This is a genomic window from Veillonella seminalis, from assembly GCF_003992065.1.
Classification (GTDB): Bacteria; Bacillota; Negativicutes; order Veillonellales; family Veillonellaceae; genus Veillonella_A; species Veillonella_A seminalis.
Genome location: NZ_RQUZ01000015.1, coordinates 1 through 19077, shown reverse-complemented (window position 1 = coordinate 19077; position 19077 = coordinate 1). Strand labels below are relative to the sequence as shown.

The 19077-nt window shown below is 37.2% G+C and carries 17 protein-coding genes and 1 tRNA gene; 14 read left to right on the top strand and 4 right to left on the bottom strand.

The window, feature by feature from the left end; translation table 11 throughout:
* The first annotated feature begins 86 nt into the window (after positions 1 to 86).
* The 5 genes from EO126_RS09635 to EO126_RS09615 all read left to right on the top strand — a co-directional run bounded on the left by EO126_RS09635 (position 87) and on the right by EO126_RS09615 (position 5825).
* Positions 87 to 638, top strand: coding sequence for a MarR family winged helix-turn-helix transcriptional regulator (locus EO126_RS09635; RefSeq protein ID WP_127008660.1), 552 nt, complete (start codon positions 87 to 89; stop codon positions 636 to 638).
* Positions 639 to 795: 157 nt separating this feature from the next.
* Complete coding sequence (locus EO126_RS09630; protein WP_127008658.1) at positions 796 to 1887, top strand: efflux RND transporter periplasmic adaptor subunit; 1092 nt, start codon at positions 796 to 798, stop codon at positions 1885 to 1887.
* A complete protein-coding gene (locus tag EO126_RS09625; RefSeq protein ID WP_127008656.1) occupies positions 1884 to 4931 on the top strand; it encodes an efflux RND transporter permease subunit in 3048 nt (1015 codons plus the stop codon). The genes EO126_RS09630 and EO126_RS09625 overlap by 4 nt, the downstream gene beginning before the upstream one ends.
* 169 nt (positions 4932 to 5100) lie before the next feature.
* Positions 5101 to 5418, top strand: a complete 318-nt coding sequence (locus tag EO126_RS09620; protein WP_127008654.1) for a hypothetical protein — start codon at positions 5101 to 5103, stop codon at positions 5416 to 5418.
* A 330-nt stretch (positions 5419 to 5748) separates the two neighbouring features.
* Positions 5749 to 5825: transfer RNA gene (locus tag EO126_RS09615), tRNA-Arg, on the top strand.
* A gap of 58 nt (positions 5826 to 5883) precedes the next feature.
* Here the strand turns inward: EO126_RS09615 and citX are convergent.
* Genes citX through EO126_RS09600 form a run of 3 tightly spaced genes read right to left on the bottom strand, consistent with a single transcriptional unit; the run spans position 5884 to position 8363 of the window.
* Entirely contained in the window at positions 5884 to 6444 is a 561-nt protein-coding gene (citX, locus tag EO126_RS09610; protein ID WP_006555240.1) for a citrate lyase holo-[acyl-carrier protein] synthase, read from the bottom strand.
* On the bottom strand, positions 6428 to 7492 hold the full coding sequence (citC, locus tag EO126_RS09605; RefSeq protein WP_127008652.1) for a [citrate (pro-3S)-lyase] ligase: 1065 nt from the start codon (positions 7490 to 7492) through the stop codon (positions 6428 to 6430). Before citC ends, citX begins: the two co-directional genes overlap by 17 nt.
* A complete protein-coding gene (locus EO126_RS09600; protein ID WP_164726741.1) occupies positions 7485 to 8363 on the bottom strand; it encodes a LysR family transcriptional regulator in 879 nt (292 codons plus the stop codon). The genes citC and EO126_RS09600 overlap by 8 nt, the downstream gene beginning before the upstream one ends.
* Positions 8364 to 8590: 227 nt before the next feature.
* Between EO126_RS09600 and citD the strand changes: the two genes are divergently transcribed.
* The 7 genes from citD (at position 8591) to EO126_RS09565 (ending at position 15023) form a co-directional block, all read left to right on the top strand.
* Positions 8591 to 8887: a citrate lyase acyl carrier protein gene (citD, locus tag EO126_RS09595; RefSeq protein ID WP_006555235.1), complete on the top strand. Its 297-nt coding sequence runs from the start codon at positions 8591 to 8593 to the stop codon at positions 8885 to 8887.
* Complete coding sequence (locus EO126_RS09590) at positions 8888 to 9799, top strand: HpcH/HpaI aldolase/citrate lyase family protein (RefSeq protein WP_006555234.1); 912 nt, start codon at positions 8888 to 8890, stop codon at positions 9797 to 9799.
* 11 nt (positions 9800 to 9810) lie between these two features.
* Positions 9811 to 11373, top strand: coding sequence for a citrate lyase subunit alpha (gene citF / locus EO126_RS09585; protein WP_127008648.1), 1563 nt, complete (start codon positions 9811 to 9813; stop codon positions 11371 to 11373).
* Between the two features lie 25 nt (positions 11374 to 11398).
* Complete coding sequence (gene citG / locus EO126_RS09580) at positions 11399 to 12283, top strand: triphosphoribosyl-dephospho-CoA synthase CitG (RefSeq protein WP_127008646.1); 885 nt, start codon at positions 11399 to 11401, stop codon at positions 12281 to 12283.
* A 1-nt stretch (position 12284) separates the two neighbouring features.
* Positions 12285 to 13535, top strand: coding sequence for an SLC13 family permease (locus EO126_RS09575; RefSeq protein ID WP_164726740.1), 1251 nt, complete (start codon positions 12285 to 12287; stop codon positions 13533 to 13535).
* 41 nt (positions 13536 to 13576) lie between these two features.
* Positions 13577 to 14617 (top strand): lactonase family protein, encoded by a 1041-nt coding sequence (locus EO126_RS09570; protein ID WP_127008642.1) that lies wholly within the window; start codon positions 13577 to 13579, stop codon positions 14615 to 14617.
* Positions 14618 to 14708: 91 nt separating this feature from the next.
* Positions 14709 to 15023, top strand: a complete 315-nt coding sequence (locus EO126_RS09565) for a DUF1904 family protein (protein WP_127008640.1) — start codon at positions 14709 to 14711, stop codon at positions 15021 to 15023.
* A gap of 65 nt (positions 15024 to 15088) precedes the next feature.
* Here EO126_RS09565 and EO126_RS10765 read toward each other — a convergent pair whose 3' ends face one another.
* A complete protein-coding gene (locus EO126_RS10765) occupies positions 15089 to 15265 on the bottom strand; it encodes a hypothetical protein (protein WP_164726739.1) in 177 nt (58 codons plus the stop codon).
* Between the two features lie 636 nt (positions 15266 to 15901).
* Between EO126_RS10765 and EO126_RS09560 the strand changes: the two genes are divergently transcribed.
* On the top strand, positions 15902 to 17248 hold the full coding sequence (locus tag EO126_RS09560) for an SLC5/6 family protein (protein WP_127008638.1): 1347 nt from the start codon (positions 15902 to 15904) through the stop codon (positions 17246 to 17248).
* A 263-nt stretch (positions 17249 to 17511) separates the two neighbouring features.
* Positions 17512 to 18915, top strand: a complete 1404-nt coding sequence (locus EO126_RS09555; RefSeq protein ID WP_006555230.1) for an NAD(P)-dependent oxidoreductase — start codon at positions 17512 to 17514, stop codon at positions 18913 to 18915.
* The last annotated feature ends 162 nt before the right edge of the window (positions 18916 to 19077 follow it).

Sequence of the window (19077 nt, the reverse complement as noted above, 5' to 3'; positions counted from 1 at the left end):
TTTTTTTTAAATTGAAGTTAGAGTTGTAAAGCAAAAAACAAATATGTCATATATTGATTTGTAAGAATATGGAGATTAGAATCAGTATGGATAATAAGTACAAAGAATTAGTGGCAACAGCCTCAGTATTTGCCGTATATGTGCAGGAATTGCGCAAACGTTTATTAAAAGAGGCTATTGAAACCTATATAGATACAGTACCGTTCGAATCGGCGGAAAAACTGATGAATAAAAAATTTAATCATTCAGAGATGCAAATTTTAAATTATTTGGAAGCTAAACCTGATAAAACCGGTACTTACCAAGACTTATTGAAGGCTATGCCATTTTCACAAGGCCTATTATCTCGCTATGTAAAGCGTTTAGCAGCGAATGATTTACTTATCCGTTTTCATAATAAAGAGGATTTGAAAGCAGTTTTACTTCGTAATACAGAATTGGGCAATGCAGTGGCGCTTGTACATAATGATTTGCATGAGCGCGAAGAAGCATATTTTAAGATGGTTCTAAATAATGTGCCGGCTGAAAAGATTAAAGATACTTTAGAAACTTTGAAGCTTCTAATGGGAGGACCTAAGGCTATATCTGAGGAAGAGTTGAATACATTGAGCGGTATGAAACCAAAATCGGCATTTTAATTATATGTTGAAGTTGTAGAAGTCATAATTAAGCGATAATAGGAATCTTTTTATAGCATCGAAAGCTTGAATACTATATTGAAAATAATTGACAGTGAGGGGAATAACTTTTACAATTAAATATATATTACCGGTAATAAATAAGGAGGAGATTCATATGAACGTGCTGCGAAGTTGGCGCCGATATACGATAATTACAGCAATATTAACAGGTTTGTTACTTATAATCAGTGGCTGTGGTTCATCAGATGATACCAGTGATAAAGCACCTTTGGTTAAAACACAAGTTGTAGGTCAGGGCGGCGATGCCAGTGAAAACAGTTTAGCGGGTACTATTAAAAACCGCAATGAAACAGCATTGTCTTTTCAAATAGGTGGCCGTGTTATTCAAAAGAACTTTAATATTGGTGACCGCGTTAGTGCAGGCCAAATATTAGCTGTATTAGATCAAGGCGATACGAGTAGCCAAATGCAGAATGCAGAGGGTGCTTTGGCGGCCGCTCAATCTCAATATGATTTAGCGTCTACTAACGTACAGCGCTATCGTCAACTTTATGCTGAAGAAGCTATTAGCCAGTTGCAATTGGATCAAATGGAAAACTCATATAAAGTAGCAGCGGCGCAACTCGCTCAAGCACAGGCTAATGTGCAGACCAGCGCTAATCAGCAAAATTATACCCAATTAACAGCGCCAGCAGATGGTATTATTACGGCGGCCTCCATAGAAGTAGGCCAAGTTGTAGCAGCTGGTCAAACAGTGGGCACTATTGCGGTAGGCAATGAACCGGAAGCGGTTATTGCTTTGCCGGAACAAATGATGGCCTCCGTTTCCGTCGGCTCACCGGCTAATGTAACCTATTGGGCCTTACCAAATGTAACGACGGTCGGTGTAGTCCGTGAAATTTCACCGGTTCCGGATGCAACGGCTCGTACCTATACGGTTAAAATTTCCTTGCCTAATCCACCGGCTCAATTGCAGCTCGGTATGACGGCTAATGTAGTATTTAATCAATTAAATAGTAATGGGTTAATGATTCCGTTAACCGCTTTGGTAGGTACTCGTCAACCGGCACCGAACAGTCAGGGTCAAGTGTATGTAGTAACCAATAATACAGTTCATTTGCGAACAGTTACATTGGGGAACTTGGGGAATAATCAGGTAGCCGTAGTATCCGGTTTGAAGGCGGGCGAACGAATTGTAACAGCCGGTACGGATAAGTTGGAAGAAGGGGCTAAGGTACGCATATGAAACAGTTTAACTTAGCCGATTGGGCCTTACGCCACAAGTCGATAATTTACTTTTTCATGGCTATGCTCTTTGCTATCGGCAGTTTTTCCTTTATGAAAATCGGTCGCATGGAGGATCCAAATTTTACGATTCGAACCATGGTTGTAGCCGCCACTTGGCCGGGTGCTTCACCACAGCAAATGTCGGAGCAGGTTACGGATAAATTGGAAGAAAAAATCCGTGATTTACCAGGCCTTGATTATACGAAAAGTTTTACTGATAGTAGTAAAACTGTCATTTATATTAATTTAAAAGAGTCTGTTAAAAGCGATGATGTGAGGGCCGCTTGGACGGAAGTTCGTCATATGATTGAGGACGAATGGTCGAGCCTCCCTTCCGGCGTTCAGGGACCTGTTATTAATGACCGTTTTGACGATGTGTACGGTACGATTTACGCTCTTACGGGGGATGATTATTCCTATGAAGAGAAAAGAGCTTATGCGGAAGATATTAAGCGTTTTTTGCTAAGTGTACCTAATGTAAAACGCATCGATTTAAAGGGTGTACAGGAACAGACTCTCTATGTAGAAATGAATAAGGATAAATTGTCGGCCTATCAGATAAGTGCCGAGACGATTTTAAATGCCTTAAAACAACAGAGTTCTATGGCGCCGGCCGGTATGATTGATACGGACACCAATAATGTATATTTGCGCGTGAACGGTCTTTTTGATAGCGTTGATGCGGTTCGTGAAATGCCGCTACGCGTGAATAATCAAACTTTACGGCTCGGCGATATTGCTACGGTTCGCATGGATTATGAATCGCCACAGAGCCCGTTGTTCTACTATAATGGCAAACCGGCTATCGGTATCGCCGTTTCTATGGATGCGGGGGCTAATAATATTGAGTTCGGTAAGGCTTTGGATGCTAAAATGGCGTCCTATAAAGATGCCTTACCGGTGGGACTCGATGTGAGTCAGGTATCCAATCAGCCAAAAGTGGTCGATGAATCTATCAGTGAATTTACGCGCTCACTATTTGAAGCGATTGTCATCGTATTGATTGTCAGCTTTATATCCCTCGGTGTGCGCAGTGGTATTGTGGTAGCCCTTACTATACCGGTTGTAGTGGCCAGCACCTTTGTGGGCATGTACGCTGACGGGCTTGAGTTACATAAAGTTAGCCTTGGGGCTTTAATTATTTCACTGGGGCTCTTGGTGGACGACGCTATCATCGTTGTGGAAATGATGACCCTCAAAATGGAAGAAGGGCTCAATACTCATGATGCGGCCACTTTTGCCTATAAATCAACGGCCTTTCCTATGCTGAGCGGTACCTTAATTACCTGCTGTGGCTTCTTACCAATCTTTTTATCCGAAGGATCGGTTGCTGAATTTACCCATGCTTTATTTATCGTTGTAGCCATGGCACTTTTGTTATCCTGGTTTGCTTCAGTTTTGGTAAGTCCGGTATTGGGCAGTAAATTAATTCGTATCAAACCGGGCCATGAAGAAAGCAGAGCTATGCGAATTCAGAAGACCTTTTTAGTTCGTTTTGAAAAATTCCTCCATTGGGCACTTGGTCATCGACGTACAGTTCTTATAACGACTATTGTATTATTCCTGATTTCGTTAGTCAGTGTCCCTCTTATTAAAGTGGAGTTTTTCCCTGCCTCTACAAGACCTGAAATTATGGTGGCCGTTCAATTTCCGCAAAGTTCTTCATTACAATATACCAAAGAACAGGCGGAACAATTGGATAATTTACTCAGTGGCGATAAGCGTATTGAGCATTATTCAGCCTATATCGGTGAAGGAGCGCCGCGTTTTGTACTTACCTTGGAACCGGAAGTACAGCGTAACAACTACATGCAGTATGTGATTGTAGCTAAATCTTTGGACGACAGAAACAGTTTGTACAACGAATTAAATGAAAAGTTAAAGGACGAATTCCCATCGGCTTTAATCAACATGGACTTTATTCAAACTGGTCCGCCATCTAAATACCCGATTATGTTCCGTGTATCCGGTCCTGATATGGCAAAAGTAAAAGAAATAGCGGCTGATGTGAAAGATGTTTTCAAAGAATATCCGGATATTACGGATATTTCTGAAGATTGGCCGGATAATACACCGAATATTGAAGTTCATATCGACCCGTCTAAAGCGCGTTTGATGGGCGTTGATAGCTATACTGTAGCAACGGATTTACAAAGTAAAATATCTGGGGTAACCGTGGGTCAATATTATGTGGGCAATCAGACTATACCGATGAAATTTAAACTCAGTGGCAACGAAGACCACAATATGAGCGTTTTGCAAAATATTCCGATTCAGACCGGATCCGGTGCGTATGTGCCACTCAGTCAGATTGCCAATATATCCTTGGGTAACGAGGATGGTATTATTTGGCATCGTAATATGGCGCCTACCATTACAGTGCACGGTAATGTACCGCCTAATATAATGGCCGATTCTTTGGCAAATGAAATTAATAAAAAATTGGATACTATGAGAGCTGATTTACCTGCCGGTTATACCATTGAAGTAGATGGTTCAGCCGAACAGAGTAATATAGCTCTTAATAACTTAAAAGGGCCGATGCCGATTATGATCTGTCTGATTATGGTTATACTTATGTTCCAGCTTAAAAAGATTTCTCTTATGGTCATGGCTTTGTTAACGGCGCCGTTGGGACTTATCGGGGTTGTACTGACAATGCTCTTAACTAATACGCCGATGGGCTTTATGGTGGTATTGGGCGTTATATCCTTAAGTGGTATGATTATCCGAAACTCTATCATTTTAATTGACCAGATTGAGCTTCACCGTAAGGAAGGACAAACGACCTATGATGCTATCGTAAGTTCCACTATTTTGCGTTTCCGGCCGATTATGCTCACTGCTTTGGCGGCTATTTTAGGCATGGTACCGCTTATGCGCAGTGCCTTTTGGTCGCCTATGGCCATTGCCTTCAGCGGCGGCCTCTTTGTGGCTACCATTTTGACATTAATAGTGCTACCTGTCATGTATGCTCTATACTTTAAAGCGGAAGAGAAATAGGAGGAGTGAGTATTAAATGACGGTTGTTTATCAAAAGAAGTGATTTTTTGCTGGTAATTCTTTTATTATTACGATAAAATTTAATCAAAGCATATTGCGTAGATGATGTATTGTATGATTAAATAATAAAGAAAGAAATTGCCGATTACAGTGAAAAGGAGCTAATACGATGAGTAACGTAGCATATTATGCCATCCATTATGGGGTGGATGAAAAGGGATATATTGCCTTTAATAAAGACAATAAAGAAATGACAGTAGTATTGCCTGATGAAACTTGGCAAAAAAAGGTTTGGGATTATTTGCATACGCCACAGACTCTTGAAAAAGCGGTAAGTCTTGATGTGTATGAAACAGTAACAGTAAACCCTGCTGAATCCTTGGAAAACTTAAAATTAGCTTTAACTGTTATGTGGGAACGTACGGACGTTCAAGTTGATTGGAGCCGTCCGGTTGAAATTGACGGTGAATTTAAGTTCCCTGAATAAGTGATTGAACAATCGCTAGTATTAGTAAAAATTGACAGATAATGTTATTTTTGAGCGAACAAATTAAAAGTTATACACCGGTTATAAACTAAAAATAGTACATATTAACGAACATATCCACAGATTATACACATAAATCTGTGGATATGTTGTGTATAGCTTGTGTGTAAGTAGTAAAAATTGGTGCATAAGTGAACGAAATAGTGTATAACTCTGTGTATAAATTGGAGATAACTTATTGATGAGTGCTTAAGAATTTAGGTATATTGCGAGATGTGAACATTCCGTTTATAATAGAGTTTGTAAAGTTGTAAAAAATAATACATACATGCGTCTATAGCTCAGTAGGATAGAGCAGCAGTTTCCTAAACTGCGTGTCGGTGGTTCGATTCCGCCTAGGCGCACCAAATAAAAACAGCCATGAAGCGCGATCTTCGTGGCTGTTTTTTTATGTTTAATAGCATCTTATTTAAATGCTATTAAATTAGATTCTTTGATTAGTTTTAAAATAGCTAACTGCATTTCTTCGATAGAATGTGTTCTATTACGTGCACAATCTTGTGCCTGTTTATTACAAATAAGGCAAGAGCGATATTGTTGACGAGATAGTTTTTGTCCTTTTGCATCGAGGATATCAATATCAAATAAACGACCCAAGGGATGTGTATTTTCTAAGGTAATCGCTTCGTTTTTTACGTCATCGGCATTACCGTCAAAGGCACAGATATATTCATTCCCGGTTATTTCATTACTATAATGTTCCTGTAAAATATGAATTTGATGATTGTTGAAAATTGCTTTAATGGATTTCATGCCTATATAAAATATATCAGATAAAAGACTGTTGTTTTTTATAGGGCCCGGAATATTTAAAGTAAATGAAAGTAACGGTGCGTGATATTTTTCTAATAGAACGTTTTGTAACATAGCCCTATGCTCACGACAACGCATCATGTCATTCAGCTCTACTTGTGTGCCCTCATTTAAGCGAGTCAGTAAAGTTTTAAAATCAATAGTGTATGACATTTTGGTTCTCCTTTATTTTCTGTATAATAGGTTGTGCCTCTTTACGTTGCAGGAATGAAAATGTCGATACAGGAGTTAAATTTTTAACTAATTCCCAATTATCCTGTTTAATAGCTTCGCGAACATGAGAAGCACTGACGATTATGTTATCTTTGGCAAAACGGGGAACTATATGGTGTTCAATATGGGCTTTTTTTAATTCTTGAGACATCGTTTCATTATACAGTTTTGTTACTTGGCTAAACGGCTCCTCGCCAACATAACGTGACGTTATGTTTAGATATTTAGCGATTTTTACAAAAATATTTACGTCCAACATGGCTTGGCTGAGAATTACAGCTTCATTGTCTTTTTGAAAATAAGCCGGAAAAGTGGCACTGCTTATCATATAAGAATCACAGTCATGATAAATAACATTTTTAAAATCCTTGGTACCGTCTATAATGAGTTGTTTTCGAACGGTATAAGGAAATAAGCTGGAGTCGTCACTGACGATAAAGAGATGAACATAATCATTTAATTCACAAGCAGTCTTAATTAAATGCAAATGTCCCAAAGTAAAGGGATTGGCATTTAAAACAATAGCTGCTTGTTTTTTATTTTCAATATTAACTCCAATTTGTTCAATACTTTCTCTTCTTAATGTTTCCAAATATTCTTTGAAACCGAATGGTTGATTTTCCAAAAATGATACTAGATTTGAATCTTGATAGATTTCATAGAATCCTAAATCTTTAAAGTATTTGGCTGATTTGGGCTTTGTATAGATAAAAAGATGAGTATTACCTCGATTGTATTGAACTTCAACTAAATGTGAGAGTAAGGTATTTAACAGGCTTTGTCCCTGGTAATCAGAATTTATGGCAAAGCAACGTAATGAATTTTTGAATAAGCTGCCGGTAGCAACAATATTATTTTGATCATATATGGCTGCTATATAATCAAGGTTTTTATCCAGCGTTAAATGTTCTTTAGCTAGTAATGCTTTTACAGCCTCTATCCCCTTGGTATCGGAAGGATAGATTTGAGAAACTATAAAGTTATTCATGAAAGGCCTCCTTCCACTCCGCCATAAATTGAATAAAGGCATTAATTTGCGGTAGTTCTTTGAGATTTGGCTGATAAAGCAAGTAAGTAGAACGCTCTAAAGGCATGCCGTCATTAAAGAATAAAGGCCTTATGGTACCGTTAAAGTTTTCTAAACAAATTTCGGGAACAATCGCCCAGCCTAAATTTTCTTTTACCATATTGACTACTGTTTGAATGCCATCAACGGTAATATCAGATTTAATATTTTGACTTAAATTATTTTCGTTTAACCAGCGAATAACAGCATGTTCCATATTAATATCGGTTTCACGAGTAATATAAGGGAGATTATTTAATTCTGATAAATTTTGAATTTCACTGTTGTAAATTAAACATATTCTTTCTCGATAAAGAAATAGTTTATTGCCTGTCCAATCTTGGAAATCACCGCGCAATATAGCGGCATCCAGAGAATTTTTTAAAAGAAGTTTATATAAATCACGACTTTGATTGGTGTTAATATGGGTAGCTACTAAAGGATATTGCGTTTTAAAGTTTTTTAAAAATTGCGGTAATTTATAATGCGCAAAGTTAACGGAAACACCTAATTTTATAGTACCGCTTACTATATCTTTTAGTGAATCAATTTCTCGAGTCATTTGGTTTTTATGCTGCATAATAGCTTTAGCGTGTTTTAATATGATTTCGCCAGCCGGTGTAAAATGAACACCTTGACGAGAACGAATGAGTAATTCGCTTGATAATTCTTTTTCTATATTACGTATCCGTTTTGATAAGGTTGATTGTGAGATATACAATTGTTCAGCTGTATGAGTTATATTATTTGTTTTAGATAGTAATAATAGTAATTCATAATCCTTGTCATCCATGAAATATACCTCGTCCATTAAAATACTAAAATTTCATAAAATACTTATATTAACTATATTTTAATACCTTTTTATAAAAAAATACAAATTATTATCTATGAAAATATTTCGTATATAATTGGGAAAATAATGAATTTTACATAAAGAGACAATGGTGTTTAAATATATTTATAAAAGTTCTTATTGCTATGAATAAATTGCAATGTTTGTAATTAGGAGGTATGCAAATGGAAATTCTAAATAATGCAATTGCGGGTACACTGGAATCCAGTGATGCACAAGTACAAGTATTTCCACAAAAAGGTGAGTTAAATATTCATGTTGAAAGCAGTGTTATGAATCAATATGGCCGTCAAATTAAGTTAACTGCGGAAAATACATTAAAACAATTAGGGGTTACTGAAGGCAAGTTAATTATTATTGACAAGGGAGCGCTTGAATGTACTTTAAAAGCACGCATTGAATGTGCAGTTTTTAGAAGTTGTGGACAATCGGAAACAAATATTCCTTGGGAGGTGTTATAAATGATTAATCGTCCAAAACCGGAAAAATTTAGATTACGCAGAACTATGATGTTTATGAATGCACAGAAACCGGGCTTAATAAAAGATGCGTATATTTATGGCAGTGACAGCATTATTTTAGATTTGGAAGATGCGGTAGCGGAAAATCAAAAAGATGCAGCCCGTTTTTCTTTATACCAAGCATTAAAGAATGTTGATTATGGCGATACTGAAGTAATTGTTCGTATTAATGGTTTGGATACACCTCATTGGCAAGAGGATATTCGTGCTGTAGTAGCCGGCGGCGCTGACGGTATTCGAATTGCTAAATGTGAAAGTGCAGCTGATGTAAAGCTGGTTGAAGAGCATGTATTGGCTGCTGAAAAAGAATTCGGCGTAGAAGAAGGGCGTACATTATTAATGGCCGCTTTAGAAAGTCCTAAAGGCATTATGAATGCTTATGAGATTGTATCGGCATCGGATCGCATGTTTGGTTGTGCTATTTCAGGCGGTGATTTCCGTAAATCCATGCATGTACAGATTAATCGTGGCGGTATAGAAATGTTGGCGGCACGCAGTCAAATGTTATTAGCCGCTCGAGCAGCTAATGTTCAGTGTTTTGATACTATGTATCCTAATATTGATGATATGGAAGGCTTTGAAGCAGAAGTAAAACAAAACAGAGAAATGGGTTTTGATGGTAAGAGTATAGTAAATCCGCGTCAAATTGCTTTTGTACATGAAACATTTGCACCAACGCCGAAAGAAATTGCGTATGCCGAAAAATTGGTAAGATCGTTTAATGAACAAGCGGATTCCGGTGTTGGCGTTTATACTGTCGACGGTAAGATGGTAGATATTCCGTTTTTTGAAGATGCAAGACGTATTATTGCGTTAGCAAAAGCTTGCGGTGTGTATAAAGGTGACTTATAGAGGTGATATAAATGAAAAATGCAGTAGGCAGAGAGATTCCGGATGAGCTTTTAGTTAATAATAAGCGCGTATATTCCGGAAAAAATCAGATAGATGGTCAATATGAACAAAAAGTTGGACCGAAGCGTAGAATTGGTGAAAAACCGAGAGAAGATAAATTAGTGGCTACTCTTCGGGAAGCTTGTGAAAAGTGTGGTGTTCATGATGGTATGACCATTTCATTCCATTCTGTATTCCGCAATGGTGATTATGTAGCGGCAATGGCCGTGAAAACCTTAGTTGAAGAATTAGGTGTAAAAGATTTAAAAATTGCATCGACTTCCTTAGGTAGTGCTCATGATATCATTGCCGATTATATTGAAAAAGGGGTTGTGACGGGCATTCAAACATCTGGTGTGAGAGGTCGTATTGGTGAAGTAATTTCTGCCGGTAAATTAAAAACACCGGCTATTATTCGCAGTCATGGAGGTCGTCCACGTGCTATTGCCGCCGGCGAAGTAACCATTGATATTGCATTTATTGGTGCTTCCGCCTCCGATTATTATGGTAATGCAGCCGGTATTGGCGGTAAAAATAATAGCGGTGTTATTGGCTTTGCCGGACCGGACGCTAAATATGCCAATCACGTCATTGTAGTTACGGATACATTAGTACCGTTTCCTAATTTACCGGCTGCTATTAATGCTATGGATGTAGATTATGTAGTTACGGTTGATGAAGTCGGTAATCCGGATAAAATCGCAACGGCTGAAGCACGAATGACACAGGATCCGCGTGAATTGATGATGGCTCGTAACGTTGCGGATATTATTGCTAATACTCCATATTTTAAAGATGGTTTTTCATTCCAAACCTGTGTAGGTGGTCCGTCATTGGCTGTAAATCGGTTTTTAGAAGAACATATGGTTAAAAATAATATTCAAATGGGCTTTGCTTTGGGTGGTATCAGTAATGCTATGTGCCAATTGCAGGATAAAGGCTTGGTAAAGAAAATTCTGGATACTCAGTGTTTTGATAAACCAACAATTGAGCATTTAGCTAAAAATCCGGATAAACATATTGAAATTACGACGGATGAATATGCTAATCCTTCAAATCAAGGCGCTTATGTAAATAAGTTAGACTATGTAGTGTTGTCTGCTTTGGAAATTGATACAGATTTTAATGTTAATGTTATTACCGGTTCAGATGGTGTTTTACGAGGAGCACCGGGTGGTCATCCGGATACAGCGGCCGGCAGTAAATGTTGTATTATCGTTACGCCGTTAACACGCGGTCGTATGGCGACTGTTTGTGAAAAAGTAGTTACAGTTACTACTCCGGGCGATACAGTTGATGTATTGGTTACTGATTATGGTACGGCTGTAAATCCTTTACGCCAGGATATTATTGACTGTTTAGATAAGGCCGGTATTCCACATGTAACAATTGAATCTTTGAAGGAAAAAGCTTATTCATTAGTGGGACGGCCTGATGATTTGGAATGGGAAGAAAAGGTAATTGCTATTGTAGAAGCTCGTGATGGTAGCATTTTAGATGTAGTTCGTAGAATAAAAACGGTAACACTGGATTAAGGTATTAAAGCTGGGAGGGTGCAACATGAATATTTGGGAGAATATTCCCGAACCAATACAAAATATAGGCTGTTTAGCTTTAGAAGCTATGTTATTAGAGGCTAATTGTGCACCCGCTCCCGGTTTGGTAGACCGTTTTAACAGTGGTGCCCATAATGATATGGACATTTATACGTTTATAAAAAGTTCAGTAGCATTAAGCCCGTATATGCATAATTTTGTGTATATGGGCTATATGCATAAGGGTGCATTAGATACGTTATTAGCGTTTATTAGGCCTTTGGGTATTGAAGCGGAAGCTGCTATGTTTAAAGCTACAAAAGGAGTAAATACACAAAAAGGTTTAATTTTTCTTATGGGGATTCTTTGTGCTGCGGCCGGTTATGTATATCGAAAATATAATATTATCAAAAGTATTTTAGTTTTTGATGCAGTAAAAATCATGTGTCAGGGATTAGTAGCAAAAGAATTAGGTAATTTACCCCATGATAGAAAACTGACTTCCGGTGAACGGTTGTATCATCAATACGGCATCAGGGGTATTCGCGGTGAGCTGGAAGACGGGTTACCTATTATTAAAGACATTGCTTTGCCGGTTTATAAAAAGGCCATTACGTTAGGTGCCACTGATGATACATTATTGATTTACACTTTATTATCAATTATGACTGCTACGGAAGATACAACAATAATAAATCGGCATAATATGGAAACATTAGCTAGGGTACAAAGAGAAGCTAAAGCTTTATTAGAAAGCAATCAAGTTTTGGAATCAGGCGGGTTTGAAGAAATTAAAAAATTAGACAAAAAGTTTATTGAACAATGGATTAGTCCCGGAGGTTCAGCAGATTTATTGGCAGCCACTCATTTTTTGTACTCATTGGATGAAAAATATAGTGAGGAGGTTTAAAATGGAGGGTATTTCTTTAGTTTTTTTAATAGGATCAATTATATTTGGTATAGTTAATAAAATTAATGTGGGGATTGTTTCAATAGCTTTTTCATTGATATTGGCAATAATAGGAGGAATACCATTAAAACAAGTTTATTTGGGATTTCCTACACAACTATTTGTAACTTTATTAGGTACTATGTTTTTCTTTAGCATGTTACAGAATAATAAAACTTTGAACGTTTTTTCAGAATTTGTTGTATATCTAATTGGCAATAAATTATATTTACTCCCAATAGTTGTTTATATATTGGCGTATACATTAAGTGCTGTTGGTCCAGGTGCTATTCCGGTTTTACCTATTGCTATAATTATTGCGGTAACATTATCAAAACAAATGAATCTTTCTCCTGTTTTAATGGGTGGTTTGGCCACGTTAGGAGCCGTGGGTGGTACTTTGTCGCCAATTGCTTTAACCGGAATTATAGTAGAAGGGATTCTTTCAGAACAAGGTTTGTCGGGAATGGGACGTGCTTTATTTATAAAAGGTGCTGTAGTAAATTTAGCATGTGCTGCTATGTTATATTTCTTTTATAAAGGTTATAAGATAAACAATAAGACCGGCAACTTTACAGAAAATAAAGAATTTAGAGGTTTCAATAAGCAACAAAAGATTAGTCTTTTATTATTGGTAGTGTTAATTATATTGGTAATAGGTTTTAAGTTGGATGTAGGTTTGGTTAGTTTCTTAATGGCTCTGGGTTTACTAATTTTTAAGAGTGGTAATGAAAAAGAAAGCCTAACTAGTATCCCTTGGGGCGTTATGATTATGGTTTGTGGTGTTAATGTCCTTATGACATTAACACAAAAGTTGGGTGGCGTTAAATTACTGGCTAATTTTTTAGCTATGTTTATGTCAGAATCGACAGCTACACCGATAATGGCATTGACAGGCGGTATTATGTCGCAGTTTAGCTCAGCTAATGGTGTGGTTATTTCTACGCTGGTACCTACTGCGGTGGATATAGTGAATTCGATCGGGGGCATTACTAATGTTAATGAAATTACATTCGCTATTACATTTGCGGCCGTAGTTACCCTCAGTCCTCTTTCTACAGCCGGTTCTCTGATTATGGCAACATATATACAAGGGGAGGTTGAGGGTGAAAAGAAAGCAAATAAATTATTTGTTGATTTATTTATTTGGACATTTATTATGCTTTTGTTTTTTGCTGTATTGTGTTGGCTTGGCTATTATCGTTGGTTTTAAAATTATTAAAATGATAATAATTTTAGAAAGGAGTAACGATTATGTACGTGTACATTGGTTGCAGAACTACTGAAGAACGAAATGCAAGGGGAAAAGGTATTACCATTTATGAAATTAAAGATGACAAATGGGTTTATAAAGAAACTATTAATACTAAGGCGAACCCTTCTTACTTAACATTAGATAATAGTCAACAGTATTTATATACGGTTCATGGTGATTTTAACGATGTAAGTGCATTTAAAATCTTAAAAAATGGATCATTAGAATATTTAAACACGGTTAGCGCAACAGGTAAAAACCCTGTGTATTTAACCTGTAATAAAAATAATAAGTTTATTTTTGTTGCTACTTTGCAGGGCGGGACTATAGCTACATTACCTATAAAAGACGATGGGTCTTTGGGTGAGTCGGTACATGTATTTCATCTTGATGGTTTGACCTCTGAAGGTGTATCTCATGCTCATCAGTGTGAATTAGATAAGACAGGTGAATATCTATTTGTGCCAACGCAAGGTAGAAATATAGGGTATGAACGTATTTGGGTGTTTAAGGTTAACAATGATACCGGTGAGTTAACCTTAGTCAGTTTTGTTACTGCTCGTTCTTATGCTGAACCAAGACATATAGTAGTTTCTAATGATAATACTCGAGTTTATTTAATTAATGAAAAGGGAAATGATGTTACATATTATAACTTTGATTCTGAAGGCGGTATTTTAACTCCTTTACAAATTGTCAATACTCTGCCGGAAACATATGTTGGTGAAGGACAGGCTAGTGCTATAGCTTTACATCCAAATGAAAAGTTTTTATATGCGACGAATCGGATTCATGATAGCATAACTGCTTATAGAGTTAATAAGGAAACCGGATATATTAGTATTTTATCGTGGACTCCTTCTTTAGGAAAAACACCAAGATTTTTTAGATTTAGTCTTGATGGTTCCAAATTATTGGTAGCAAATGAAGATAGTGACACTATAAGAGTATTTTATGTGAGTCCTGAAAATGGCTCGTTGACATTTATGGATGAAACAATTAAAACCGGAAGTCCTACTTGTATTGCTATCAAAGATTAGGAAGGATTGTGCAAAAATTAAAAAGTAATTGAAAACAGGCTTTAAAACTCTTTATAATATAAATATATGTAATAAAAATAAGGAGTTCTTTATGCCTCAATTAATCTTTAAAGGTGTTACACCTGATATCGTTCAAAAGTTAAGTATTGCTTTACCTAAACAGTTAGCTGAATTGTCTGATACACCGGTAGACTATTTTACCTTAGAATGTCCGGAAACAAAGTATTTTCGTGATGGTAAAATCCATGACATGTATCCTTTAGTGGAAGTGTTACAGTATGCTCGTGGTGTTGCTATGGAAAAACAGATGGCACAGTGCATTGCTGATGCGGTGAAGGCCGAAGGCTATACTATGTGTGAAGTGTATTTTATACATATCGGTAGAGACGATTATTATGAATTTTAAGATCTAATTAAAAAATCCTTACAGAAATCAAATATCTGTGAGGATTTTCTTATGTATAATAAAGTTTACTTCTTCTTCACCACCGAAACAATGGTTACACCCTTACCGTAACTATGGGAAGCAATAACCTGATTCCTTGCATCAGATATACTGGTAGCAGTTACCGTTGTGGCATTGACACTGCCCTGCGAGGTCGGGCTGGTACTTTTATATCTAAATTTCACTTCATAGCGTCCACTCATACGTTAACATCTTCCTTTCATAAAAATACGGTAACATAGTAAGTCTGAAAAATACATTTATAGTAAAAAACAGTGACAAACCCTATAAATCTATTATATATGTAAATATGTATAATAGCAACGGATAGTATACATAATTGATATTAATTCACAAATAGGTTAGTAATTATACAGAATACTCATAAGACGAGTGATTAATGAACTATTTGAGTAATTTTTACAGAAACTAATCAAGAATAATAGATAAAAACCATAAAAATAAGTTGATTTTTACAATGTCTATTAGGAGTGAATACTATACCTTATTTTAATAAAAATAAAAGAAATAAAGAGTAAAATAACTAAATTATAAATTAACTTATATTAAAATATCATAATATGACAAAATTATTCTGTTTTATTCTGTAATTTTCGGTAACTTTTCAATAAAAAATAGATAATAAATAATTGAACACTCTAAAAGTATACTCTATGCAATATAATCATGATGATTAGTTGTCATTTTAAGCATGCTATGCTATCATACATACATGAAATGTCTTTTCTGAACGGATAGTTGGGGGCAGGGTTTTAGAAAAGCGTCGAAAAGTGTTGTTTTTAGGTTTTACAGGTTTTACTAGGTTAAGGAGTAAAGGTATGTTAGATGAAAGAACAGTAGTCCAAAAGGACATACCGGTTCAGGAGGAATTACCGGTATATGGCGAGCAAACAACAATTCGCGAAAGTATTACTAAGACATTAGATGCCTCCAAATGGAACAAAGCAGATACCACATGGATGTTAGGCTTATTCGGTACAGCCATTGGTGCCGGCGTATTATTCTTGCCGATTAATGCAGGTATCGGCGGTATTTGGCCATTGTTAATGATTACCTTATTTGCATTCCCGGTAACATTCTTGGCTCACCGTGCATTAGCTCGTTTCGTTATGTCCGCTTCTACAGTCGATAAAGGTATCATCGGTGCTGTTGAAGAATTCTGGGGCCCTACAGCTGCTCGTATCTTCAATGTAGTTTATTTTATTGGTATTTATACTATCTTGTTATTATATTCCGTAGCGATTACCAATACGACCGACAGTTTATTGCAGAATCAGATGGGGATTGCCGGTGTTGACCGTGCGTTAATCACAGTAGCCGTTATTGTCGGTTTATTGGCCATCGTTCGCATGGGTCAGGATATTATCGTACGCATCATGAGTTACTTGGTATATCCATTCATTGCTACCTTGTTAATTATCGGTTTGTATCTTATTCCTGAATGGAACACCGCTATTTTAACCTACCAGCCTGAAGGCGGTAGCAGCAGTGCTATGCTCATGACTTTGTGGATGACATTCCCGGTTCTTGTATTCTCGTTCAACCATTTCCCAATTATTTCCGCGTTTGTTATGAAAGAACGCCAGGAATATGGTGATGAACATGTAGATAAAAAATGCCATGACATTCAAAAATATGCTGTATTATTGATGTTTGGCGTAGTTATGTTCTTCGTTTACAGCTGTGTATTCGCTTTATCTCCTGCTGATTTACAGGCTGCCAAAGATCAGAACATCTCCATTTTATCTTATTTAGCTAACCATTTTAACACACCATTTATTGCTTGGTTGGCTCCAATCATTGCTTTCGTAGCAATCACTAAATCCTTCTTGGGCCACTATGTAGGTGCTTATGAAGGTTTACGCGATATCGTTATTGATTTGGGTCGTGTTAATAAAAAAGAATTAAATGCTAAAACAGTTGATCGTATTATCTTAGCATTCATGCTTATTACTTGCTGCTTGATTGCATACATCAACCCAAGCATTTTGGGTATTATCGAAACATTGAGTGGTCCGGCTATCGCCTTCATTCTCTTGTTAATGCCTATGGTTGCCATTTTCACAGTACCAAAAATGAAAAAATATCGCAGCGTAACGAACTACTTTATTATCACTATCGGTGTTATCACTGTAGCCGCTATGTTCTACGGTCTTATCCAGTAATTAGTTTTAAAAAGTTCATGATTAGGTTTGTAACCCGCCATTTGAGAATATCTTAGATGGCGGTTTTTTATTTTCTCGCAATTCTTACGATGATTGATATAAGATGATTTTTTCAATCATGTCTTATTTGGTCAACTATTTACTACCTACAGGCGTTATGGTATAGTAGAATTAGTTTTTCAATTGATTATAGGGAAAAGGAATAGTATAGATAGACTCATCAATAAAGTCATTGATAAGTGAGAATTAGAGGAGGGATTTCCATGGTTGGACCAAATGAAGCTGCCAATCAAAAAGCCGCCAATGCAGCGACAAATAATGCGGCAGCTGAAGCACGTCGTCATGCGTATTTGGACGATGCGGATTATACATTAGAGGAGGCACTCGCTGAGGCTAAACGTTGTTTGAATTGTGCGAAACCTTTATGTCGTACCGGTTGTCCGATTGAAAATGAGATTCCTCGTTTTATTCAAGCAATTGCTCGCGGTAACTTTGGCGAAGCTAACGATATTATCGGTGAACGCAGTAATTTACCGGCCGTTTGCGGTCGTGTTTGCCCTCGTGAAAAACAGTGCGAAGGGCATTGTATCTTGAATCGTGCCAATAAACCGATTAATATCGGTAAATTGGAACGTTTTGCAGCGGATTTTGAAAGTTTGCACGGCTTGCGTCGTATGAAACCGATTATTAAGGATCAAGGTAAAATCGGTATTATCGGTTCCGGCCCTGCCGGCCTTACTGTAGCCAGTGATATGGCAAAACTCGGTTATGAAGTGACGATTTTTGAAAAACAAGACGAACCGGGCGGTATTTTGCTTTATGGTATTCCGGCATTCCGTTTGAGTAAAGAAGTAGTACATCGTGAAATTAATCGTCTTAAAGCATTGGGCGTTAAATTTGAATGTAATACCGTTATCGGTCCGAATAAAACTATCGATTCTTTATTTGAAGAAGGCTATGATGCTATTTTCATCGCTACCGGTACTCATGTGCCGATGGAACTTCCTATGCGCGGTGATGAAAAGCCGGGCGTATTACAGGCTATGGCTTTATTAACAGCGGTTCAATTACATCAGAACGGCCGTGTCGGCGATGATGCAATTCCGGTTCAAAAAGGTGATCGTGTTGTTGTTATCGGTGCCGGTAATGTGGCTATGGATGCAGCCCGTACTTGTGTACGTTTAGGTGCTGAATCTGTAACGGTAGCGTATCGTCGCGGCGAAGCAAACATGAGCGCTAACCCATCTGAATACGAAGAAGCGAAAGAAGAAAATATTCACTTTAAATTCTATGCGGCTCCATCCAGCGTAGAAGGGGATGTTGTGGTAGAAGGCTTGCGTTGTGAAATTCAGGAACCGCAGGAAGACGGTTCTATTCAACCAACCGGTCACTATGAAGTAATCCCGGCCGATAAGATTATTATTGCTATCGGTCATAAACCGAATGCTCGTTTAGTAGGCCCGGGCAACGGTATTGAAGTTAATAAAGACGGTTATGTAGTAACCCGTGAAATGCCATATGGTATGACGAGCCGTAAAGGCGTGTTTGCCGGTGGTGATGTTGTACATAAACCGGCCACCGTAGTACTTGCTATGCGTGCTGCTAAAAAAGTAGTAGAAGGCATGGTTAATTATTGCGAAGCTAAACGCTATTTAGGCGATCTTTAATTAGATTTTATAGAAGAATTAAAATTGAAAGTTAAATTATAAAAGTAAATTGCAATATGAAATTGAACACTTTTAAAAACCCAGTAACTTATTAACTTCTTCAATGAATACTTCTTGTGGTGTCCGGTAATTCAGAATTTTGCGTGGCAGTGCATTACACCA